This is a genomic window from Psychrobacter sp. FME5, assembly GCF_014861375.1.
In the GTDB taxonomy this organism is placed as follows: Bacteria; Pseudomonadota; Gammaproteobacteria; order Pseudomonadales; family Moraxellaceae; genus Psychrobacter.
The window spans coordinates 1-23938 of sequence record NZ_RRYX01000009.1; the positions used below are offsets into that span (position 1 = coordinate 1).

At 43.3% G+C, this 23938-nt stretch carries 21 protein-coding genes and 1 pseudogene; 14 read left to right on the top strand and 8 right to left on the bottom strand.

What is annotated here, in order from left to right; all coding sequences use genetic code 11:
• The coding region (locus EI161_RS02610; protein WP_192528923.1) for a helix-turn-helix domain-containing protein at nt 1-277 on the bottom strand (277 nt) is incomplete at its 3' end.
• 289 nt (nt 278-566) lie between these two features.
• Nucleotides 567-846: pseudogene (locus EI161_RS02615) on the bottom strand (peptidylprolyl isomerase).
• A 567-nt stretch (nt 847-1413) separates the two neighbouring features.
• On the opposite strand from EI161_RS02615, the gene EI161_RS02620 reads away from it, so the two are divergent.
• Nucleotides 1414-2694: a tyrosine-type recombinase/integrase gene (locus EI161_RS02620; protein ID WP_192523112.1), complete on the top strand. Its 1281-nt coding sequence runs from the start codon at nt 1414-1416 to the stop codon at nt 2692-2694.
• Between the two features lie 42 nt (nt 2695-2736).
• On the opposite strand, the gene EI161_RS02625 is transcribed toward EI161_RS02620, so the two are convergent.
• The gene (locus tag EI161_RS02625) at nt 2737-4395 is read right to left on the bottom strand and encodes an isovaleryl-CoA dehydrogenase (RefSeq protein ID WP_263973700.1); all 1659 of its coding nucleotides are present in this window, start codon (nt 4393-4395) and stop codon (nt 2737-2739) included.
• Between the two features lie 90 nt (nt 4396-4485).
• Between EI161_RS02625 and EI161_RS02630 the strand changes: the two genes are divergently transcribed.
• A complete protein-coding gene (locus tag EI161_RS02630) occupies nt 4486-5280 on the top strand; it encodes a PaaX family transcriptional regulator (RefSeq protein ID WP_192523113.1) in 795 nt (264 codons plus the stop codon).
• A 108-nt stretch (nt 5281-5388) separates the two neighbouring features.
• On the opposite strand, the gene EI161_RS02635 is transcribed toward EI161_RS02630, so the two are convergent.
• Nucleotides 5389-5895: a hypothetical protein gene (locus EI161_RS02635; protein ID WP_192523114.1), complete on the bottom strand. Its 507-nt coding sequence runs from the start codon at nt 5893-5895 to the stop codon at nt 5389-5391.
• Nucleotides 5896-6100: 205 nt separating this feature from the next.
• Nucleotides 6101-6973, bottom strand: a complete 873-nt coding sequence (locus EI161_RS02640; protein WP_192528924.1) for a hypothetical protein — start codon at nt 6971-6973, stop codon at nt 6101-6103.
• 239 nt (nt 6974-7212) lie between these two features.
• Here EI161_RS02640 and EI161_RS02645 point away from each other — a divergent pair, with 239 nt between their 5' ends.
• From EI161_RS02645 to EI161_RS02680, 8 genes are all read left to right on the top strand, one after another.
• Nucleotides 7213-8256, top strand: coding sequence for a LysR family transcriptional regulator (locus tag EI161_RS02645; protein WP_192528925.1), 1044 nt, complete (start codon nt 7213-7215; stop codon nt 8254-8256).
• A 308-nt stretch (nt 8257-8564) separates the two neighbouring features.
• Nucleotides 8565-9851 (top strand): NRAMP family divalent metal transporter, encoded by a 1287-nt coding sequence (locus EI161_RS02650; RefSeq protein ID WP_192523117.1) that lies wholly within the window; start codon nt 8565-8567, stop codon nt 9849-9851.
• A gap of 391 nt (nt 9852-10242) precedes the next feature.
• Nucleotides 10243-11133 (top strand): methylisocitrate lyase, encoded by an 891-nt coding sequence (gene prpB / locus EI161_RS02655; RefSeq protein WP_192528926.1) that lies wholly within the window; start codon nt 10243-10245, stop codon nt 11131-11133.
• 97 nt (nt 11134-11230) lie between these two features.
• Complete coding sequence (prpC, locus tag EI161_RS02660; RefSeq protein ID WP_192523119.1) at nt 11231-12358, top strand: 2-methylcitrate synthase; 1128 nt, start codon at nt 11231-11233, stop codon at nt 12356-12358.
• 99 nt (nt 12359-12457) lie between these two features.
• Nucleotides 12458-13036: a hypothetical protein gene (locus EI161_RS02665; protein WP_192523120.1), complete on the top strand. Its 579-nt coding sequence runs from the start codon at nt 12458-12460 to the stop codon at nt 13034-13036.
• A gap of 77 nt (nt 13037-13113) precedes the next feature.
• Entirely contained in the window at nt 13114-15771 is a 2658-nt protein-coding gene (acnD, locus tag EI161_RS02670) for a Fe/S-dependent 2-methylisocitrate dehydratase AcnD (RefSeq protein WP_263972254.1), read from the top strand.
• 132 nt (nt 15772-15903) lie between these two features.
• Nucleotides 15904-16194: a type II toxin-antitoxin system Phd/YefM family antitoxin gene (locus tag EI161_RS02675; protein WP_192523121.1), complete on the top strand. Its 291-nt coding sequence runs from the start codon at nt 15904-15906 to the stop codon at nt 16192-16194.
• 31 nt (nt 16195-16225) lie between these two features.
• Nucleotides 16226-16486, top strand: coding sequence for a Txe/YoeB family addiction module toxin (locus tag EI161_RS02680; protein WP_192523122.1), 261 nt, complete (start codon nt 16226-16228; stop codon nt 16484-16486).
• Nucleotides 16487-16512: 26 nt separating this feature from the next.
• Here the strand turns inward: EI161_RS02680 and EI161_RS02685 are convergent, their stop codons facing one another.
• The gene (locus EI161_RS02685; protein ID WP_192528940.1) at nt 16513-16665 is read right to left on the bottom strand and encodes a hypothetical protein; all 153 of its coding nucleotides are present in this window, start codon (nt 16663-16665) and stop codon (nt 16513-16515) included.
• 226 nt (nt 16666-16891) lie between these two features.
• Between EI161_RS02685 and prpF the strand changes: the two genes are divergently transcribed.
• Complete coding sequence (prpF, locus tag EI161_RS02690) at nt 16892-18142, top strand: 2-methylaconitate cis-trans isomerase PrpF (RefSeq protein WP_192523123.1); 1251 nt, start codon at nt 16892-16894, stop codon at nt 18140-18142.
• Here prpF and EI161_RS02695 read toward each other — a convergent pair.
• A complete protein-coding gene (locus tag EI161_RS02695; RefSeq protein ID WP_192523143.1) occupies nt 18139-18603 on the bottom strand; it encodes a DMT family transporter in 465 nt (154 codons plus the stop codon). The two genes, prpF and EI161_RS02695, sit on opposite strands and share 4 nt — an antisense overlap.
• A 116-nt stretch (nt 18604-18719) precedes the next feature.
• Here EI161_RS02695 and EI161_RS02700 point away from each other — a divergent pair, with 116 nt between their 5' ends.
• From EI161_RS02700 to EI161_RS02710, 3 genes are all read left to right on the top strand, one after another.
• The gene (locus EI161_RS02700) at nt 18720-20573 is read left to right on the top strand and encodes an ABC transporter ATP-binding protein (protein ID WP_192528927.1); all 1854 of its coding nucleotides are present in this window, start codon (nt 18720-18722) and stop codon (nt 20571-20573) included.
• A gap of 73 nt (nt 20574-20646) precedes the next feature.
• Nucleotides 20647-21273: a GNAT family N-acetyltransferase gene (locus tag EI161_RS02705; protein WP_192528928.1), complete on the top strand. Its 627-nt coding sequence runs from the start codon at nt 20647-20649 to the stop codon at nt 21271-21273.
• A gap of 127 nt (nt 21274-21400) precedes the next feature.
• On the top strand, nt 21401-22936 hold the full coding sequence (locus EI161_RS02710) for a bifunctional 2-methylcitrate dehydratase/aconitate hydratase (RefSeq protein WP_192523126.1): 1536 nt from the start codon (nt 21401-21403) through the stop codon (nt 22934-22936).
• Nucleotides 22937-23040: 104 nt separating this feature from the next.
• On the opposite strand, the gene EI161_RS02715 is transcribed toward EI161_RS02710, so the two are convergent.
• Nucleotides 23041-23844 carry an SDR family oxidoreductase gene (locus EI161_RS02715; RefSeq protein WP_192523127.1) on the bottom strand — a complete coding sequence of 268 codons (804 nt, stop codon included), beginning with the start codon at nt 23842-23844 and terminating at the stop codon, nt 23041-23043.
• Between the last annotated feature and the right edge of the window lie 94 nt (nt 23845-23938).

Consider the following 23938-nt stretch of genomic DNA (forward strand, 5'->3'; position numbering starts at 1 on the left):
CTATTTGTTCAGGACTCCAGCTGTCTTTTAGCTTATCTGTGACCCAATCCCATACGTCAGCGATGATGCTGGGCGCATTGTTTGACCGTCTGTCACAAGCCTTGTTATTAGCATTCTTTGCTCGGTAACCGCGCAGGCCTTTATTACGCCTTAGCTCTCTTGATATGGTGCTGGGACTTCTGTTTAACGCCCTCGCTATAAATTTAATACTATGTTTTGCCCCTTTAAGGGCATAAATCTGGTATCGTTCACCTAGGCTTAGATGTGTATAGTTCATGGTTGCAATCTCACTTTGGTCGGTGGATAAAAACTTTGATGCTAGCGCATCTAGGTCTTTTTTTCACCTCACATTTGGTATTGCACTTCATGTGTTAATCTAAGAAACTATTAATAATCTAATATAAATACAACTGACTACCTTACTTGCCCCCTCATTCAGCTTTTTTAGCTCTTATCATAATAAATAAAAAGCAGATACTGATTATGGCATCTGCTTTTTATTGACTTGATTTTAAGAGAAGATAACAAGTCAGCATATAAGGATTATGCAGCTCCGACTTTAGCTCTTACATTCTATAAAGCACTTTAACCACATGCCAGCCAAACTTAGTTTTTACTAAATGCGGGGTGAAGAGCTCGCCATTGAAGCAGACTTTATCAAATGCCGGTACCATGGTCGCCTTTTTGAAACTCCCCTAAGCTACCGCCTTTTTTAGCTGATGGGCAGGTTGAGTGTTTTTTAGCCAGCACATCAAACTGGGCGCCTTTTTTAAGCTTGACAATAATGTCGTCAGCCAGTTCTTTGTCTTTTACTAAAATGTGTAATGCGCTAGCGGTACGAGCCATAATGTGAACCTTTCATGAAATATCGATTATCGCGGCATTATATCACTACTTACACAGAGCTAGTCTATTAAGCTGATACATACATTTATAGACTACTTAAAATAGCCCTCTCAAATTTGCACAGAACAGTACTATGACCCCTATTTCATTATTATGTGCACGTACGCGAGCATATTTTCTATAGAAAAACCTATGAACACATTGATAAATAAGGCGTACAAACAATTTTTTATAGCTAACTATGTACTGTAATCATAGATAAAAACAACATTTAGAGTATTTTAAGGCAATAATTGCATCGCCTACGCTTTATTAGTTTATTATGATATATTTATCCCCAAGGTAGCCTTGGGGATGATTATACCTTAAGCCTATTTATTTAAAGGGTTTTATGATTATAATATAATAATCAGTGTCCAATATGGTGTCCAATTATATTTCAATATTCGCAAAAAGTACTCTTCATAAGCTATGACGACTGCGAGAAGTATACTTGTAACTTGAGTATTAAATTAATAGATAAATATGCTTAATTTATCGTACCTACAACGTCCACGGATATAGATAATGGCTGTCAATAATATAAACGATATCAATGTTCTTGAATGTCGAGATAAAGATTACTCTGTCAGTATTTCTGGCATTGCGGGTTTAAGCGTACGCATTTACCCCAATGGTAAAAAGGAATACTACCTCCGTTATCCTCATCCGCATATTGAAGGTAAACGCCCTAGAATGATGCTTGGCCGAGTGGATGAGATTGGTCTGAATGAAGTTAAGTATAAAGCTGACTCTATACTGGCAATGGTTGCTAAGGGTGTTGATCCTAAGGCGACAAGCCAACAAGAAAAAGTAAATAAATATGCTCACTTAAAAAATGCAACGTTTGCCGAGATAGTTCGAGCTTGGAGAGACAATAAAATGGCCAGTCGTCGCACAGCCAAGTCTAATAAACTCTCGTTTAGTGAATCGACGCTAGAATATTGGGATTTATGCTTAGGATATATGTGTCGTGAAATTGGCGACTTAAGAATGAATGATATTACTAGTGAGATTATATTAAATGTCTGTGAGGCCATTCAAAATAATGAAAATCAAGCGGCCTTCGTTGGTGCAAGCACAAGGCTTTATACTGAAAAAGTATTCTCATTTGCTGTCGCAAGAGGACTCTGTGATAGAAATGTGGCTGTTGATACGCGCGGTGAGCTTGCACCTGCCAATTCAGGTAATCACCTGCCAGCCATTACCAAGCCTGAGCAGTTTGCAGTATTATTACGAGATATGGAGTCGTTTAAAGGAGCAAGTGTGATTACTTTAGAGGCAATGAATTTACTACCGTATGTCTTTGTGCGTAGTATCGATTTGCGTTCTATGCGCTGGCAAGATATAGATTGGGATAACAAGCTATGGGAGTTTTCTCCTACTAAAGGCGAAGGTCGTGAAGATATGGTATCGCACTTGGTTGCACCATTGGCTTCTCAGGTTATTACGCGCTTACTAGAAATGCAATCAATTACCGGTCATAAAGAATACGTATTTGCATCGATGCGTGCCTCAAGTAATACTTATATTAGTAAAGCCACGCTAGTACAAATATTTCATAGGCTGGGATATAAGGATATTCAATGCGCTCATGGCTTTCGAGCATCCGCTAAAACCTTACTGATGGAGCAACCTGAACTGCGTTATTCAGATATCGTGACTGAGCTGCAATTAGGCCATAGAGTAAAGGACACGCATGGCGGTGCCTATAATCGATTAGATGAAATAGATACTAGGGTGCAAATGATGCAAGATTGGGCAAACTATATAGATAAGCTCCGGAGTTGCTCCAAAGAGCAATTATAAAGCTCAAGCGGATAACTCTTCTTATCAAATAGCAAAATCTGTTCATAATAGCGCTTTTGTAGCTCCTGCAGCGCGTTTAATCAATAGCTCAACTGGAGCATCAGGGCTCAGTGTTCCAAAGGCTAGCCCGTGTTCGCTTGCGAGCCGTGAAAGACAGAATGCTTTTGCAATTTCCGTATTATCACTTAATAGTAAGATTGAAGCCTGGAGCATTAATGCTAAGCGTTCAATCACGTAGCGACTGCGAAACTCTAAGGTTTCAATGTCATCGAAACGTTCGGATAAAAGACTCAGCTCGTTATCGTAATGAGGGTTCTTGCCAGCGGCTTTCTGCAGTTCCGCAAATAGAGCGTCACGAGTTTCTGGCTCCTTTTTTAAAGCTCGAAGCACATCAAGACATTGCACATTACCACTACCCTCCCAGATTGAGTTTAACGGCGCCTGTCGATAGAGACGCGGCATAATATTCTCTTCAACGTAACCATTTCCTCCTAAGCACTCCTGCGCTTCATTGATAAGAACTGGCGCACGCTTGCATATCCAGTACTTACCAATCGCAGTCGCGATACGAGCAAGGGCGGCTTCATGGGGATCTTTTTCTATCATGCCGACTGCGCGTGCGATACGCATCGTAAGCGCCAATGCCACCTCCGACTCTAACGCTAAGTCAGCAAGCACATTACGCATAATGGGTTGGTCGATTAATAATTTACCAAAGGCCTCACGCTGGCTGGTGTGGTGAATAGCTTGCACAATCGCTTGGCGCATTTGTGCTGAGGAGCCAGTCATACAGTCCAGCCGAGTCAGTGCTACCATCTCAATAATTGTCGGAATACCACGACCTTCTAAGCCCACCAACTCACCAAACGCGGCTTGAAATTCGACTTCCGAAGAGGCGTTCGACCAGTCACCCAGCTTGTCTTTTAGACGTTGAATACGAACGGCATTTTTCGTACCATCAGGACGAAAACGTGGCACTAAGAAACAACTGAGGCCATTTTCAGTCTGTGCCAATACTAAATGGGCGTCACACATCGGGGCTGAAAAAAACCACTTGTGACCAATAAGCTCATAGGTTCCGTCCTCTTGCAGCAGTGCTCGCGTTGTATTGCGGCGTAGGTCGGATCCGCCTTGCTTTTCAGTCATGCCCATACCCATAGTACAACCCAGCTTTTCTTCCATGGGTAGACTACGCGGATCATAGTCCTGCGATAAGAGTTTAGGCAGCCATTTTTCTGCTAGCTCTGGTGAATGCCTTAGGGCAGGAATCGCTGCGTAGCTCATAGACATCGGACAACCAAACCCTGCATCAGCTTGCGAACCAAGATACATCACAGCGGCTCGAGCTACATGAGGGTTTTTATGACTTTCATTACGCCACGCAAAATTACTCATGCCATATTTCATGCCAGCAGTCATCAGCTCATGATAGGCTGGATGAAAATCCACCTCATCTATACGCCGTCCATAACTATCAAAATCTCGTAACTTAGGCGGGTTTTCATTGGCTAAAAACCCGCTAGCAATCATATCACCGCCTGTACGAGCACCGAATTCACTCAGGTGTTCCTCTGCCCACCCTGCTCCTTCTCTCGTTACAGCTTCGATAAGGGCAGCATCTGTTTCCCAAGCGTTGTAGTTAGCTAAGGCAAAGGGTTGATTATTTACTTCATGAGTATTAAATTGATTTATCATTGACATAATTGTTATCTTCCTCGATTTTGACTAACCTCTACTATTTTACAATAGCTAGTATTACATAATAAAAATTATTTCGTCAAGGTGTGTAATATGAATAAACCCAGTCCCCGACTTCTCCTCCTCCGTTTATTAACGGTAGCGGACAACAGTACTCTTACCGCTACTGAAGCTATTTTGGCAGGCTCAGTGTTTGGCATGACAGAGAACAGTATTCGCGTAACCATGGCGCGTTTAACCCAAGCAGAGCTCGCTGAGGCAATCGGGCCTGCTACTTATCAATTGGGGCCAGAAGCACAAAAATTAGGCGATGATGTCGCCTCATGGCATACCTCCGATAGAAAGACCATAAAATCAGACGGCTCATGGATAGCCGTGGCCACGGGTGGTCTACCTCGCAGTAACCGCACAATACTACGCGCACGTGACCGGGCTTTATCGTTATTAGGGTTTCGCGAGCTAGACAAAGGACTCTATATACGCCCGAATAATCTACAGGGCGGTATAGATAGCGTTCGTAAACGTCTATTGAATCTAGGGTTAGGAGCAGAAGCCATCGTATTTAAGGCTTGCGATTTTGATTCTATTCGCCAAAAAAAAGCCTTAGGACTTTGGTCTGACATGCAATTAGAGAGATATTATGAAGACATGTCTTATCAACTGAACAATTGGTTAAAACATATGGATAATTTGAGCCATGACGCGGCTTTACGAGAAGTGTTTACGCTTGGAGATGCAGGTATCCGCAGTGTGATCTTCGATCCATTATTGCCCGAGCCCCTAGTAAATGAGGCGGCACGGCAACAATATTTCAATACGGTGCGGCGCTTTAATGATGAAGGTCGTCGGCTTTGGCTTGATTTTTTTGACGCAAATATCGCAAAATAGATGAATCTTCTTAAGATTTAGTAGGCTTATACGTAAGTGCTGAACTGTAGGTGGTTGCTTATGAATGATTACTTATAAATAATTACTTGGGATTCTAATTCAAAAGCTCTATTGATTTTCATCACGATATAACACCTGCTTAGCTTCTACTCTAAAGTCCTCATTGCTGATGGTTCGGTTCATTGCCATAGCTTGGGTATTTAAGTGGGTATTTAAGTTTGCTGCTTGCATGTCTAGACTTTCTGGATCGCGACGTATTATGTTCTGCGCCTCTTGCCTAAAGTCATTTTCGCTCATGGTAGAACCACTCTTCACAGAGTTTACTGCTGGGTCACCATTTTTTTCTTGCGAGAGTGTAGCGTCGGCTACTAGCGCAATATTGCTTTGATTGGTAGATGCAACATTATTAACAGAAGATACTGGGTGACTCGCCAGCACTATTTGATCGCTCGTCGAAAAGGTTGAAAAAACACCATCGAATATAAAGACGCTTGCCAAGAATAAAGTACAAAGGATGCCTAGCACGCCAACAAACTCTATATTATTCGCTGATCTGCCCTTTGCGAATTTTGCTGATTGCGTCACTGTAGTCTCAATACTGTCTGAGTGTTTCATAGAACAATACCCAATCAATCCATGTCATCAGCAGTATATAACTGCATCCTCTATGTCATGATACGAGCACTCTGGTGTTATGCAATGGTTTTTGGTATGAGCGCTATGATTGACTGATAAGCGGTAAGAAAACTGGTTTTAGACAGTAAAAGTCAGCTTGTCATAGGACAACAGCCGCTTACTCCCTTACTATAATAAAGCCAGATTAATCATCAGTTTCACGATATAGCGTACTTTGCGACTCTTGTCTAAAGTCCTCATAAGTGATGGATGCGTCAGCTGGTTTATCATTGGATGGTTGCGGTGCTGGTTGTGCCTCTGAACCAATAACCTCACCTTGATATTGAGCTGCAGTAGCGTCAGCAGCAGGCTGAGTATCTTGCTCAATGGTTTCTACCACTTCAGCCTCTCTACTGGCATCGGAATTATTCTCTGCTATTACTGGTATTTCTGCACCATTCGCTATATCAGTCTTCGTTGAAGTCGACAGCACACCGGTAAAAACAAGCATCATGACGATGGCAGCGATCAGTAATGAGCCAAAAACCATACCAATGACGAGCGGTTTTTTGCTACTCGCTTGCTTGTCTTTGGATTTTATCGACTTCTTATTTGATATTTTTTCGTTTATGACTTCTTCGTTTATGAATTCATGGTTTTCAGGCTCTTTATTTTCAATTTCTTCTGAACCCCGATCCAAAGACTCGTCGGGGTTGGTTATTGTGACGTGCTTTGACGTTAAATCTTCATCTTCGTCAGAAAAATCTAAGTTGATACCTTTGTCGTTATAGACCTCTAGGGTTTCACCCTCTTGTACTTGAGTAGCAAATAACGCTAGCTCTGCTGCGCTTAATGGCTCATATGAGGACAGTTTGTTGGCATCTTTTACTGGCTTTAAGTCATTTGCTGTGGTGTCTTTTGACTCACCATCTTCATCAACACCGTCGACATTTTCAACACGTGTGATAAAACGTTCATAGATGTTATCTTTACGCATGCGCTTTCGTGGCTTAGTATTAGCAATTTTGGCTAAATTTGCCTCTAAATCTGAATTATGGCTATTTTTTTTATCACTCATGAAGTAATACCAAACCAGTTTGTACCACGAAAAAGAAGATGACTGCTAGAATTAAGGATAAAGATTTTATTGTTTGCTAAAGTGTAACACTATCGTTAACAAACAATATAGTGGGTCACTTCACTCGCTTCAAGCACAATTTTATGGTTACCCCTATTATTGGTATAAAATAGCCAAAAGCGCTCTTTAAAAAAATAACCATAAGCATCGATGACATTATATATAAGTGAGCATAAAATATGGATTTAAAACAGCTCAAGGCTTTTATTGCTATCGCAGATTTGCGTAGTTTCAGCGCCGCTGCTACCAAAACGGGATTGTCACAGCCGAGTCTGAGTCGCTTGCTCAAACAGCTCGAGACCGATATGGGCGTAGAGTTAGTCGACCGCTACAATAGACCATTACATCTCACCGAAGCTGGGGCATTCTTTTACGATAAAATCAGCGCCATACTAACAGAGATTGATACCGTCACCAGTATGACCCAGCGATTGTCTGCGCCCAGCAGCGCATTAAACATTGGTTTTGTACCGTCTGTCCTGTACGGGCTATTGCCAGAAGTCATCGCTAGTTTAAAACAATCCAACCCTGATATTGAGGTCAACCTAAAGGATATCAGCTCCTACCAGCAAATAGATGCGCTAAAATCTGGTGACATTGATGTTGGTTTTGGGCGTTTTGCCCACCAAGACCCTTGGATTCAGCAAATACTATTACGCCATGAGCGTTATGTGGTTGCGCTGCCTAAAGCACACCCATTAGCCAATGTGCGCGAGCAACGCTTGATAGATTTGGCAAATAACCGCCTGATTTTATACCATCAAACGCATTTGCCGATAGCCACGCCAGCAATAACCACGTCCATACCGAAACCAACATCGACCAATAAACTGCCTGCCCATACAAAAAGAACCAACTCAACAGGCCAGCCTCTATCGTTTAGTACGCTTAACGAGCCTGTCACCGAGCCTTTGCTGCATTTATTTGCACAATACGGTATCGCGCCACTGATGACTACCACGGTGAGTGACTTACAAGTAGCATTGGGACTAGTCGCTGCTGGTGAAGGGGTTACGCTTGTACCTGCCAGCCTACAAACGGTGCGTACAGAACAAATCAGCTATCAACGCTTGGTACACGAAAACGTGACCTCCCCTATTTATTTACATACCCTCAAAGACTTTGTCCACCCTAAAATCCCTGACTTACTCACTGCTACTTATCAGGTGTATGAACAGCGCGGTATCACCTATCGAAAACAAAAATTTGCCTCAAAGCTATAAATTATCAGCTATCAGCTGCGGATTATGGTATAAAGAACCGCCAAAAAATACTCAGTACTAACTCTTGATATTAATAATTAATTATGCTAACTATCAAGAATGGCAATGCAAACAAATAGTAATAATAATTAGAATAATCATTCTCCTGAATAGCATCGGTGTGCTAAAGTCGATACAAGATGAATCGTTTTGTATTTAACGTTATAAAATAGGCGTTATATATATTGTATAAAGCGATTTTCTAACGATCATTGGCAGACTGACACAGGTAAGTGATGATTTGCCGTTTTAACCATTTCGAGGTATTCATGTCCACACAACCACTCAACAACCCAAGCGCCACCGACGATACCGTCGCCCCGCAGCAAGAAGGCTTTAGCTGGCGTATTTTTGGTCCCGGTATCTTAATGGCGACAGCTGCTATCGGTGGCTCACATCTGATTTCATCGACACAGGCGGGCGCACTATATGGCTGGCAGCTGGCGATTATGATTATTTTAGCCAATATCTTTAAATACCCGTTCTTTCGATTTGGTACCGATTACGTCTACGACACTGGCGAAAGCTTAATCGCAGGCTATGCCAAACGCTCGAAAGCCTATCTATGGATTTATTTCATCCTATCCGTCTTATCGGCGGTCATTAGTACGGGCGCGGTATCTTTGATTGCGGCAGTTATCCTAGGCTTTATGCTGCCTGCCTCCCTCGGTTTGTCCACCATGACATTGGCTTTGATTATCGTTGCGGTCTCGTGGTTCTTCCTGATTGCTGGTCATTATAAGCTGCTTGATGGCGTGACTAAGTGGATTATGATTGCTCTTACCACTGCAACAGTAGCAGCAGTGATTATTGCCGCTGGCAAGCCGACGGTTATGGCAACCGATTTTGTCGCTGCCTCGCCTTGGAATTTGGCGACCTTAGGTTTTATCGTAGCATTGATGGGCTGGATGCCAGCACCGCTTGAGTTTGCGGCGATTACCTCGATGTGGACATCCGCTAAAGTCAAAGCCGAACACACCACGCACCGTCAGGGATTGCTTGATTTCAATGTGGGTTACTCGGTCTCTGGTGTCTTGGCGTTGTTCTTCTTATCGTTAGGCGTGTTTGTCCAGTATGGCTCAGGACAAGAGATTGAGATTGCAGGCGCCGCTTATATCAATCAGCTGATTAATATGTATACCAGTACCATCGGTGAATGGTCACGACTGCTGGTCGCCTTCGTCGCCTTTATGTGTATGTTTGGCACCACCATTACTTGTGCCGATGGTTATGGCCGTGCCAATGCTGAGTGCTGGCGCTTACTTAAAGGTGACGATGAGATCAATAAAAAGCAAATCGCCTTTTGGACCACTTATGCCATCGGTGGTGGTTTGGTGATTATCACTTTCTTTACCGGACAATTGGGCTCGATGCTAAAATTCGCCATGATATCGGCGTTCGTTTCGGCACCCATCTTTGGTTGGCTCAACTATACCTTGGTCAAAAACCATAAAAAACTGTCAGTAGGTATGAATGCATTGTCTATCGCTGGTTTGATATTCTTAGCTGGTTTTGCACTGTTGTTCTTAGCCAATCTTGCGGGTCTCTTTGGTTAGCTAGCTTAGGTATACATTCAGCTTTATACAAATCTACTTGATGCAAAAAAGCCCTTTTAGCGAAGCTATGAGGGCTTTTTTGTGCAATGGTTTAATCATTTGATGGTAGTAATTGTAAATAAATGTAAATATCTAGCGAGTGATTGGTGGTTGGTTTAAGCGATATGAATACTAATCTCAGTAAACCTCTAGATAATGGATAGTACTATTTACATATCGAATATGTTTATTAAAAATTAACTTTTAATTAAATTCACCTAACTAAAAGTATTGAAAGACCGCTTTGCAAGCATGGATAATTGGGTATAATCAATCACAACGATTCAATCAAATATGATATCCATAATATTAATAGTATCGATAAGATTACCCTCCACGTAAGGATTATGACATGACCTCATCAGCTGGCGCTCGCTTTCGCAGTGCAATGAAACAAAAAAACGATAACAACCAGCCGCTACAGATTGCTGGCGCGATTAACGCTTACACCGCTATGATGGCAACCCAAGTTGGTCACCAAGCGCTATATCTCTCTGGTGCTGGCGTGGCGAATGCCTCATTTGGTCTGCCTGACTTGGGTATGACTAGCCTTGATAACGTCCTAGAAGATGCGCGCCGTATTACTGATGCCGTTGATACGCCGCTATTGGTGGATATCGATACGGGTTTTGGTGGCGCGTTTAACATCGCTCAGACCGTCAAGAAAATGGAAAAAGCAGGTGTGGCAGCAGTACATATCGAGGACCAAGTCGCACAAAAACGCTGTGGCCACCGTCCCAATAAAGAAATCGTTAGTATCTCAGAAATGGTCGACCGCCTAAAAGCAGCACTTGATGCCAAAACCGATAAAGACTTTGTGGTTATGGCTCGTACTGACGCGCTGTCTGTCGAAGGTCTTGACGCAGCGGTTGAGCGCGCAGTTGCCTTTCAAGAAGCTGGCGCCGATATGATTTTTGCCGAAGCATTGACTGATATTGAGATGTACCGTAAATTTACCGATGTGCTGGATATACCGGTACTCGCCAACATGACAGAGTTTGGTCAAACTGACCTTTATACCACAGAGCAATTACACGGTGTGGGTGTCGATATGGTGCTATACCCGCTATCAGCATTCCGTGCGATGAATAAAGCGGCATTAAACGTCTATCAACATCTACTCGATGACGGCACGCAGGACAAAGTTGTCGATACCATGCAAACCCGTATGGAGCTATACGACTTCTTAAACTACCACGAATTCGAGCAAACGTTAGATAAACTGTTTGCTGATAATAAGTAGACTTAAGCAAGCAATACAGTGATTTAAGAAACGATTTATTAAAATTGGCTATCTAATAAACTTTACTACTAAAGCTACCAACAAAAGGAATTTAATCATGGCAGCAAAAAAAGAACTTTCAGGTGCAGGACTACGCGGTCAAGTCGCTGGCAAGACCGCTCTATCAACCGTTGGTAAATCAGGCTCAGGTCTGACTTACCGCGGTTATGATGTCTCAGAGCTTGCGGACAAATGTATCTTTGAAGAAGTGGCTTACTTACTACTTTATGGCAACTTGCCAACCCAAAGCGAACTTGATGCCTATCAAGCCAAGCTCAAAAAATTACGTGGTCTACCACAAGCACTAAAAGATGTACTTGAGCGTATCCCTGCTGACTCACACCCGATGGATGTGCTGCGTACGGGCAACTCAATGCTCGGTAACCTTGAAACGGAAACCGACTTTGAGCAAGAGAATGACAAAGCGGATCGTATGCTAGCGGTATTCCCATCAATTATTAACTACTGGTATCGCTTTACTCATGACAATGAGCGTATCGAAACTGAAACTGATGATGAGACTATCGGCGGTCATTTCTTGCATCTGCTTAAAGGCGAGAAGCCAAACGAGCTACATACTAAAGTCATGAACGTGTCACTTATCTTGTACGCTGAGCACGAGTTTAATGCGTCAACCTTTACCGCGCGCGTGTGTGCCTCTACCCTGTCTGACATCCATTCGTGTATTACTGGCGCGATTGGCACCTTGCGCGGTCCTTTACATGGCGGTGCTAATGAAGCAGCGATGGATATGATTGAAGGCTTTAGCTCACCCGATGAAGCTGAAAAAGAGATGATGGCGATGCTGGCACGTAAAGACAAAATTATGGGCTTTGGTCATGCTATCTACAGCGACTCAGACCCACGTAACGTGGTCATCAAAGGTTGGGCTGAAAAACTGGCCAACGATGTTGGTGATGAAGTGTTATACCCAGTATCAGTACGCTGTGAAGAAGTTATGTGGCGTGAAAAGAAACTGTTCTGTAACGCAGATTTCTTCCATGCTTCAGCGTATCACTTCATGGGCATTCCAACCAAGTTATTCACACCAATCTTTGTGTGTTCACGTCTGACAGGCTGGGCGTCACACGTCTTTGAGCAACGTGGTAATAACCGTATTATTCGACCAAGTGCCGAATATATCGGTGAAGAATTGCGTTCAGTACCAGAGATGAGTGCGCGTTAATTTGTAGCGCTTTCCTCTTCGCTCGAATAAATAAACTTGTAGGGTACGCATGGCGCACCCTACAACTACTCATTAAATGACTGTCAATCAAGGGCTGTTATGTTTAATACAAAAAATCTATCGTTTGCACTAATTGGTACCGGACTCCTATCAATATCTTTGGGTTCAACCTACGCCAGTGCGGCTACAGATTTAACTCCATTATTTAGTGTTTATGAAGAGGCATGCGGTTATATAGATAGCGACAAATCAACGAAGGCTGCCAATACTTATAACACTTTCAAAAATAGCTTTATTACCCACGAAGAATCGACAACCAATGGTGTTTATGACGGTACAGTATTTTCTTTAAAAGAAAACTATGTCATTCCAGCGCCTTACAAAAACGCCATTTCATCCATCACCATGGAAAAAGGCGATGACTATAGTAGTGATAGCGTCACTTACACCGTGAAATTCAATAATGCGACTTATAGAAACAAGCCTATATCGCACCTTGATATTTATGTCGTGCCCAACTCAGACATGTTCTACGATGCCTTATATCTAAAAACATCAATGCAAGGTTTAAAGCCGCATTTTAAATATGAGCAGCTTGATGATGAAAAAATTGGTGCTCATTTAGATCCTGCCAAGAAACTTATTTTATGCGACGGTATTGTCGGTAGTTATAAATAACATCAATGATAACCGCATATTAAAGTAATACTGTCATACAAAAACCATTCCAACCAGCCAACTGCCAAAGGTGACTTATGGACAACGCCCTAGTACAACCGATGAATGACAAGTTTAAAAAACCCTTACCTGATACCGAGCTTTATTACTTCGATACCCGTGAAGCGGTAGAAAGCATCGAAGCGGGCGCGTATGACAAGCTACCGTTTAGCTCAAAAGTTCTATGTGAAAACTTGGTTCGCCGTTGCCCACCAGAGGATTTAACCGCGGCATTGACCCAACATATACAAGGTAGGCAAGACTTAGATTTCCCTTGGTATCCTGCCCGCGTTGTTTGTCATGACATCTTAGGCCAGACTGCCTTTGTTGACTTAGCAGGACTGCGTGATGCCATCGCTGAACAAGGCGGTGATCCTTCTAAGGTTAACCCTATCGTCCCAACTCAGCTCATCGTTGACCATTCATTGGCAGTGGAACACGCAGGCTTTGAAGAAAACGCTTTTGAGAAAAACCGTGCTATCGAAGAACGCCGTAACGATGACCGCTTTCACTTTATCAACTGGTGCGAATATGCCTTTGATAACGTCAACGTCGTACCGCCAGGTAACGGCATTATGCATCAAATCAACCTAGAAAAAATGTCGCCCGTGGTACAGGTAGTAAAAGGTAAAGACGGTCATGAAGTGGCTTTTGCTGACACGTTAGTTGGTACAGATAGCCATACGCCAATGGTTGACGCCCTAGGCGTGATATCTATCGGTGTTGGCGGTCTGGAAGCCGAAAGCGTCATGCTAGGCAATCCATCGTACATGCGTTTGCCAGATTTCGTTGGCGTTAAGCTAACGGGTAAACTGCAAAAAGGCGTTACTGGTACCGATTTGGTACTCGCTATGACCGAGTTTTTACGTGATGAAGGCGTGGTTTCTACTTATATTGAATTCTTCGGTGACGGCGCACGAAATTTAACCGTTGGCGACCGTGCCTCTATCTCTAATATGACGCCTGAATATGGTGCGACGGCAGCGATGTTCTATATCGATGAGCAAACCATCGACTATCTACGCCTCACTGGTCGTTCTGAGGCTCAAATTAAGCTGGTCGAGCAATACGCCAAACAAACTGGCCTATGGGCTGATGGCATGGAAAACGCCGAGTATGCGCGCGTACTTGAGTTTGATTTATCGGCAGTGGTACGTAACCTTGCCGGCCCTTCTCGACCGCATGCCCGTGTCTCAACCACGGACTTGGTCAAAGAAGGTATTGCCCACGGCGCTGATGAGAAAATGCCCGAACCAAAAGATGGCTTGATGCCAGATGGCGCGGTTATTATCGCCGCGATTACCAGCTGTACCAACACCTCTAACCCACGCAATATGGTTGCTGCTGGCTTGGTTGCTCGTAATGCTAATGAAAAAGGCTTATTACGCAAACCTTGGGTCAAATCCTCTTTAGCACCTGGTTCTAAAACGGTCAAAATGTATCTAGAAGAAGCCGGACTGATGCCTGAGCTACAGGAAATTGGCTTTGACGTGGTCGGCTTTGCTTGTACCACCTGTAATGGTATGAGTGGCGCGCTCGATCCTGATATCGAAAAAGAAATCGTTGATAATGATTTATTCACCACTGCGGTGCTATCAGGCAACCGTAACTTTGATGGTCGTATCCATCCATATGCTAAGCAAGCGTTCTTAGCGTCACCACCATTGGTTATCGCTTATGCGATCGCTGGTAACATCCGTTTCGATATCGAAAAAGATGTATTAGGACAAGATAAAGATGGCAATGATGTTTACTTAAAAGATATCTGGTTCGATGATGATGAAGTCGATGCTATCGTTGCCAAAGCGGTGAAGCCTGAGCAATTCAATGCTGTCTATATTCCGATGTTTGATGAAGCCAAAAAGGACGCTGGAAAGGCTCTGAGCCCATTATACAACTGGCGAGAAATGACCACTTATATCCGTCGTCCGCCGTATTGGGAAGGCAAAATGGCCGCAATGAATAAGCTAAAAGGCATGCGCCCGTTAGCAGTATTGGGCGATAACATTACCACCGACCATATGTCACCTTCCAATGCTATTTTGGGTGACTCGGCTGCTGGCGAGTACCTAGATACCATGGGGCTGCCTGCTGAAGATTATAATTCGTATGCAACCCATCGCGGCGATCATTTAACCGCGCAACGTGCGACTTTTGCCAATCCTAAGTTATTAAATGAGATGGTACGTGACGAAAAAGGTGAAGTTATCCAAGGCTCATTAGCTAGGGTTGAACCACAAGGTCAGGTCATGCGCATGTGGGAAGCGATTGAAACCTATATGAACCGCGAGCAACCACTTATCATCATCGCTGGTGACGGCTATGGCCAAGGCTCAAGCCGTGACTGGGCTGCCAAGGGTGTGCGTTTGGCTGGTGTGGAAGTCGTCGTTGCTGAAGATTTTGAACGTATCCACCGTCAAAACCTAGTCGGCATGGGCGCCCTACCGCTACAGTTCGAAGAAGGTACGACTCGCCATACGCTAAATATTGATGGTTCAGAAACCTTTGATGTCACTGGCGAAGTCTCTGCTGGTGGGCTGATGACATTAGTGATTAACCGTGCTGACGGCAGCAAGACTGAAACCCCGATTATCTGCCGCTTAGATACCGCTGATGAGGTCAAAATGTATAACGCGGGTGGTATGCTCCAGCGCTTTGCCAAAGAGTTCATCGATGGCACGCTAGATATTGCTTAAGCATCATGATTATTGATTAATAAGTGAGCCGATGCTGTAGGTTTATATGGTGTCGGCTTTTTTATACTTATTGATATACTTTAATAAATAGCATAACATGTACTATTAATTGTACAAGTATCGGAGTATGTCATGAGAGTAATTAGTTTTTCAGAAGCTAGAAAGCATCTCAAATCGGTTTTAGACACAGTAAATGATGATGCAAATGCAACTATCGTTACTCGTCGTGATGCTGATGATGCCGTAGTCATGTCACTTGATTACTATAATAGCCTGATGGAGACCGTTTACTTATTAAAGTCGCCTGCTAATGCTGCTCATTTAGCAAAATCTATGGCTCAATATCAGGCTGGTAAAACGGTAGTTCGCGGTCTAATTGAACCTACAGACGAAAATTTTAATAAAAACGCTGAAGACGCCTAATATTAAGGGCTACAATTGTAAGTAGAAAGTTATGAGTGAGCAATTGGCTTGGACAGATGAAACTTGGAAAGATTATATATATTGGCAAACCCAAGATAGAAAAACTATAAAACGTATTAATAAACTTCTTACAGAATGTATGCGTAATCCGTTTGAAGGTATAGGTAAGCCTGAACCCTTAAAAGAGAACTTATCAGGATTGTGGTCTCGACGAATTGATGATACTCATCGGCTAGTATATAAAGTTGAAGATGATTATTTGACGGTTATTTCGTGTCGATATCATTATTAGGCTTAGTTTCTAAATTAAATCCTAATCTAACCAAGCTCAAAAGGCTCAACCTTACCAGCGTCCACCTCTGCTTGAGCGACTAGTAATTGACGCACAAACTCATAAGATAAATCAGGATTGTCTTGCATAATCTGCTTAATTTTAGCTGAGCTTTCGTTCAGCTTTTTATCTATTTCCATCATGTTCTCTATTGTTAGCTACTATACATATCTATTTATATTACCAATAAAAGTACAAACATATACTAACTGTAGTTAAAACATTTTAAAAACGCTACGGTACTGCTTGTATGGTTTTTTTGCAGCCTCTGTCTGCGTAGGCACAGCAAGCAAGGAAAAACTATACCAGCAGTATGTGGTGTATCGATATTACTTTTCATAGACTCTATCTCAAGGATTGCCAATAATGACTCAAACAACCTCAAACCAACCAAAATTCGCCCCGCAAATCTCAGTCTCCGCTACCTATATGCGCGGCGGTACTTCAAAAGGCACCTTTTTTAAACTGTCCGACTTACCGGAGCGTTGCCAAGTCGCTGGCGAGTCGCGTGATAATTTTCTATTGCGGGTTATTGGTAGCCCTGACCCTTATGGTAAACAAATTGACGGTTTAGGCAATGGCAGCTCTAGCACCTCTAAGACGGTTATCTTATCTGAAGCGAAACAAGCAGACCACGATGTCAACTATCTGTTTGGGCAGGTCAATATTGCAAAGCCGATGATTGATTGGGCGGGTAACTGTGGTAATTTAACCGCAGCGGTTGGTGCTTGTGCGATTAATATGGGTCTGGTTGCCGCTGATAAAGTTGCTCGTAGCATCAGTGCGGGTACGAACAGTGGCATTTGCGAAGTGCGTATTTGGCAACAGAATATCGGTAAAACCATTATCGCCCATGTGCCTGTCTATACCGACGCGCAAGGCAAGGTACAAGTACAAGAAACAGGCGACTTTGAGTTAGATGGTGTGACCTTCCCTGCTGCTGAGGTCAAAATCGAGTTTATTGATCCCGTTGATGCCTCTAGCGCTATGTTTCCCACCAACAATCTAGTCGATGATTTCGATGTATCAGGCTGTGGTCTAGCTACTGATAGCGTAAAAGCGACCTTTATCAGTGCGGGTATCCCAACGATCTTTATGAAAGCAGAAGACTTGGGTTTTACCGGCACAGAACTACAAGGTGATATCAATAGTGATAGCGAGCTACTTGCCAAACTTGAAAATATCCGCGCCAAAGGCGGCGTGGCGATGGGCTTGTTTAAAGATGTCAGTGAGGCGCAAAGCAGTCAGCATATTCCTAAAATTGCTTGGGTTGGCCCTGCGCAAAGCTATAGCGCCTCTAGTGGCAAAGCCGTTGATGTCAATGAGATTGATTTAGTCGTACGGGCGATGAGTATGGGTCAATTGCATCATGCCATGATGGGTACAGCAGCGGTCGCGATAGCCGCAGCAGCGACGACGCAAGGTACACTGGTCAATGAGGCAGCAGGTGGCGGTGAGTTAGGTGAAGTACGTTTTGGCCATCCCTCTGGAACGCTTTTGGTAGGTGGAAAAACAGAACAAGTCGATGGTCGCTGGCAAGCTAAAAAAGTCTCCATGAGTCGTTCAGCGCGTCGTATTATGGTTGGTGAGGTGTTTGTGCCAGCGGATGCTTTTTAACCGTTAACTTTAGTCTCACCATATATCAATAACATCCCGCCTATGGTAACTAAGGCTAAACCAGCGATTTTATAAATATCTATCGTTTTAACCTCTAAGCCAAACAAGCCAGTTTGGCTTAGAATCAGGGCAAAATACATTTGCCCAAGAAATACCCAAAGCAGGGTATTGCCTGCGCCTATCTTTGGCGCAGCAATAAATATGAATAAGATATAAAAGCTGCCCAGAAATCCTGGTAACCACATCCACCACGTCGCATTTTCAATCATTGGCGGTTTGATACCACCACTCATCACATACGACAGTACTAAAGAAGCTATTGCACCTCCTAAGTATAAATAAAAGGTGGATTGTATTTGAGAGGCTTGTGTACTTTCTCGAAAAGCATTGACAATAGCCAGTTGCAGCGGAACAATCGCACCACCTAAAAGGCTGATTAAGACGTATGGAAGAATTTTCAAATGACTGCCCCAAAAAATAAATAGTGTATATATAAACATTATCAATAATAAATTTTACCTTAATTAGGGCATAATAAGTTTCACCAATTAAATACTCAAACTGTTGGGTTTAATACATGCCAACCACTTCTAATCTCAGAAAACCCCCACTCGATAAGAAACCGCCGGTCGCAAAAAAAGAGCGCAGGGCATTGTTATGGGATATTCTCAAAAAGCTTGCGGTATTTGCTAAGCCCTATCGGCTATTAATCGTTGCTACCTTGATATTGACGGTGCTGGGTTCGTTTACCGCGCAGGTCAACGCCTTTGTGCTGCGCTATACCGTCGATACCTTGACCGAAATCGCTACCCTTGCCGACCCGTGGGAAGCTGGTATACGCATGCTCGGTATCATCAGCGCTGTTTTATTGACTAAAGAGATACTATCGATATTTATCTCATTTGGGCAGCGATTTTTCGGTGAAAAGATTCGTATCAATCTATCGCGTGATTTATCACAAAAAATCATCGAACGTATCTTGACCTATCGCATGGCGTTTTACACCAGTAGCGAAAACGATAGTGGTAAATTGCAAACCCGTATCGATTATGGTGTGAGTAGCCTTACCAGCTTGGTGCAAAACTTCTTTATCGATATGCTGCCGCTATTTGCCAGTGCCATCGTCTCACTGATTATTATGTTTTCGACCAATTTTTGGATAGGCTTGGTTGGTCTGGTTATCATACCGATTTACTTTTTTATTAGCCAAAAACAAGCGCGGCGTTTGCAAGGTTTTCGGCGGCAGATGCGCGGCTTTCGAGAAGCCAAAAGCGGGCTGGTTATCTCGCTGATTAATTCAATCAGCGTGGTTAAATCTTTTGTCCGTGAGCCTATCGAGGCGAAAAAGCACTTAACCATTCAAAAAGACATGACTGATAATCAGCTGCGTATTCGTAGCATTGGTTTTATTTATGATGCGGTAAAAACCTTTATTGAACAAATCGGTGTGGTAGCGATTATCTTACTGACCGCCTACTTTGTGCTAAACGGTCAGATGACCATTGGGATGATCTTATTTCATGTCATGCTGTTTCAAAACGTCGCTGCGCCTATCCGTCAATTGCATCGTATTTATGACCAAATTAACAATGCCCTGACTTACGCTGAAGGTTTTTTTGAGATTTTAGAGGCTGACGAACAAGTTGAAAAAATATCGGGTTTGAGTAGTAAACACTTAAAAGGTCATATTGAGCTCAAAAATGTCGATTTTACCTATCCGAATGGCACCCAAGCGCTAAAAGATGTCAGCTTCACTATTAAACCCAATCGTATTACCGCGCTGGTGGGTCTAAGTGGTGCTGGCAAGAGTACGATTATCAATCTATTGGTGAGGTTTTACGAGCCAGATGCTGGCATGATATGCCTAGATAGGCACAATCTGGCCGACTATGATACTCATGAGCTGCGTCAGAATATCGGCTTAGTGCTACAAAGCAATCATATCTTTTCAGGTACCATCAGTGAAAACATCCGTTATGGGGATATGAATGCGAGCGATGAAGATATTATCATTGCTGCCAAAAAAGCCTCGATTCATGAGCAAGTCGTGGCGTTATCAGAAGGCTATGAAAGTACCGCTAAATCACTATCGGGTGGTCAACAGCAACGTATTGCGCTGGCACGAATGTTCTTAAAAGACCCACCGATTGTGTTTTTGGATGAACCAACCGCCAGCCTTGATGCCATTGCCAGTCAACAGGTGAAAAAGAGCCTAGATTTGATTAAAAAAGACCGTACGGTGATTATGGTCTCGCATAACATTGCCCAGATCATCGATGCTGATGATTTGGTGGTGATAGAAAATGGGCGTGTGGTCGAGACAGGTACTCACGAGGATTTATATGAGCAGCGCGGTAAATACTTTGAGATATTTAGTGCCATGTCTGATAGCTTAAATTTGGATAAAATCAGTCAAACCTTAAATAGTTAATACAGGGCGAAATCGTTATAATGCTCACACTATTACCTCGATTGTCCTTTAAATTGTTAGAAGCTACTGAATTATGACCTGTAATTTCTCTATAAAAACTTTTGATGAGCTGACCACAGTTGATCTATATCATATTTTAAAAGCGCGCTCGCAAGTATTTGTGGTTGAGCAAAACTGCCCATATCAAGATATGGATGAGCTAGACTTTGATTGCTTGCATCTTATCGCCCATCAGAACGAAGCGTTGGTGGGCTATTGCCGCATCATTCCACCTGAATTTAATCAATTAAAATCCAATCTATCGGTCGCTGACCCTGCCATCAAGTCCAATCATACTTCTATGCCTGCCATTGGTCGCGTGCTGGTACTATCAGAGCACAGAGGCGACGGCCTAGCACGGCAGATGATGACGCAAGCCATTGCCCACTGCCGTAAAAAGTACGGCAAAAAGCGACCGATTATCATCTCTGCACAAACCTACTTGCTCAGCTTTTATGAATCCTTGGGCTTTGTACCCGAAGGGGATTATTATCTCGAAGATGGCATTGAGCATGTAAAGATGGTTTTATACGTGATTAAAAAAACCAAGGTTAAGAAAGAAAGTGCAAATACCGCCTCTACAACGACCAAAATATTAAGTTTTTTGCTATTTATAATGGCGGCTTTATTTGTGTTAGGTTTGCTGTATTTAATGATTTAAGCGGCGTGCAAGGTTTTAATTCTTAACATAATTCAATTTGGTTGTTCCATATTGAGTATGCTACTTTTAAATGATGACCGAGATAGTTGGTCAATGAAGCAGCAAACCCAAGGAAGAGGAGACAACCATGTCAACCATATTAGATGGTTCAAATGACCAAAATGCGACGGTAGAGAGCAATGTCCGTCCAGAGTACGACGTTGAGATTCAAAAAATCGCCGATTATGTGCTCAGTTACTCTATAGATAATGACTCCCCAGATAGTGAGGAAGCTTGGAGTACGGCGCGTTACTGCCTGATGGATACCCTCGGCTGTGGACTACTCGCGCTACGTTTTCCTGAATGTACCAAGCATTTAGGTCCTGATTGCGCCGATCAAATCACCCCTAATGGTGCGCGTGTTCCGGGCACCTCCTACCGACTAGATCCTATCAAAGCCGCCTTTGATATCGGCTGTATGGTACGCTGGCTTGATTATAATGATACCTGGCTTGCGGCTGAATGGGGTCATCCCTCAGACAACTTGGGTGGTATCCTAGCGGTCGCAGACTATATCAGTCAGCAAAATATCAGCCAAGGCGATGCTGCGCTTACCATGAAGGAGGTGTTAGAAGCCATGATTATGGCGCACGAGATTCAAGGGGTGCTGGCATTAGACAATTCATTCAACCGTGTCGGGCTGGATCACGTGTTTTTGGTGAAACTGGCCTCAACCGCTGTCGTTGCAAAACTATACAAGCTGCCCCGTGAGCGTATTATGGCGGCCCTCTCACAAGCGATTGTCGACGGACAAGCACTACGTACCTACCGTCATGCACCCAATGCTGGTAGCCGTAAGTCATGGGCCGCAGGAGATGCGACCAGTCGTGCGGTACGCTTAGTCGATATTACTCGGCGCGGGGAAATGGGTATCCCTGGGGCTTTAACCGCCTCGCAGTGGGGGTTTTATGACGTGCTATTTAGCCACACCAATAAAGACCTAGCTCTCAAGCCCGAGGATGAACGCAAATTTACCTTCCAGCGCGAATTTGGTAGTTATGTGATGGAAAATATCTTATTTAAATTAAGTTTCCCTGCTGAGTTTCATGCGCAGACTGCATGCGAGGCTGCGGTTATTCTACATCCACGAATTGATGACAGAATTGATGAGATTGAAAAAATTGTTTTGACCACCCATGATTCAGCCATTCGGATCATCTCCAAGGAAGGGGCTCTGGCCAATCCTGCTGATCGCGATCATTGTTTACAGTATATGGTTGCGGTGCCTTTACTCACGGGTGATTTGATGGCGGAGAATTATGAAGACGATTACCACGCTCAGCATCATATTATGATTGATGGCTTACGCCGAAAGATGGTGGTAGAGGAAGACGAAAGTTATTCAAAAGATTACCACGATCCAAGTAAGCGCTCGATTGCCAATGCCATTCAGGTATTCTTTAAGGATGGTAGTAGTACCGATAAGGTGGCTGTCGAATATCCTATCGGTCATAAACGCCGCCGTGAAGAAGGCATCCCTGTGTTAGAAGCCAAGTTTCGAGCGAGTCTGGCAACACGGTTTATAGACAGTCGTTGCGCGGATATTTTTGCCCTTTGTAGCGACCAAGCGCGCTTAGAGCAAACACCGGTCAATGAATTTATGGATTTGTTTGTGGTGAACTAGGTATTTTAACCACTATCTGATTATCCAATAAAAGGGCGTGTCATTAATTTAACGACACGCCCTTTTCTTATCTATTCTATTAACAGTAACGGCTTCTAAAAACCCTACCAAGGTATTGACTCCCCTGCCCAATCCACAAAACTGCCTGATTGTTCTGCGGTCATTTTGCTTAACACGTCCAATAAGCAGTCGGCACTAAAGGCTGGCGAGAATAAATTTTCGTTAGCCACGTTACCCTGAAAAGGTGCTGATAATTGTGTGTTGACGGTTCCAGGTTGCATGACGACCACGCACACATCTTTAAGTGACCTACTCCATTCGATGCTGAGGTTTTTCATACCCATATTAAGCGCCGCTTTACTCATACGATAGCTATACCAACCGCCCAGCTGATTGTCGCTGATACTACCAACGCGTGCCGATATCGTCGCAAAAATTGCTGGCTGGTTATTAGTTCGTTTAGCGTTAGCCAAAAGTGGCTTTAAATGCTTCGCAATGAGCAGACTAGCCAAGGCGTTCACTTGCATATTCTGTAAGAAAAAATCAGCCTCAACTTGTTTAAGTGCTTTTTCTGGTTGCGATTGCTCAGTATGCAACAGCCCCACACAGTTAATCACCCAGTCTATATGAGTGGTTTGCTGCTTGATGATATCAGCTGCTTGTTTGATATTCTGCTCATCACAGATATTCATGGGTAACCAATGTAAGTTTTCCGCTTCATAATCAGGAAGGCTTTTATGGTAAGTGGCAAAGACCTGAATGCCGTTTTTTGCACTATCACTTTGATCGCCATCTTTATCACCATCTTTATCACTACTGGCATCAGAAATACCACTCAATAATTGCTCGATCATGGCCTTGCCGATGCCGCCTGTACCGCCAATAATTAGATAGTTTTTAGGGCTCATAAGAAACTCCTCCTTTTTTATTAAAATAGATTTCAGATTGCTTTTTTATATCTTGACTGAGTTTTTATGTTTTTACCATGATATCGGTGTGTCA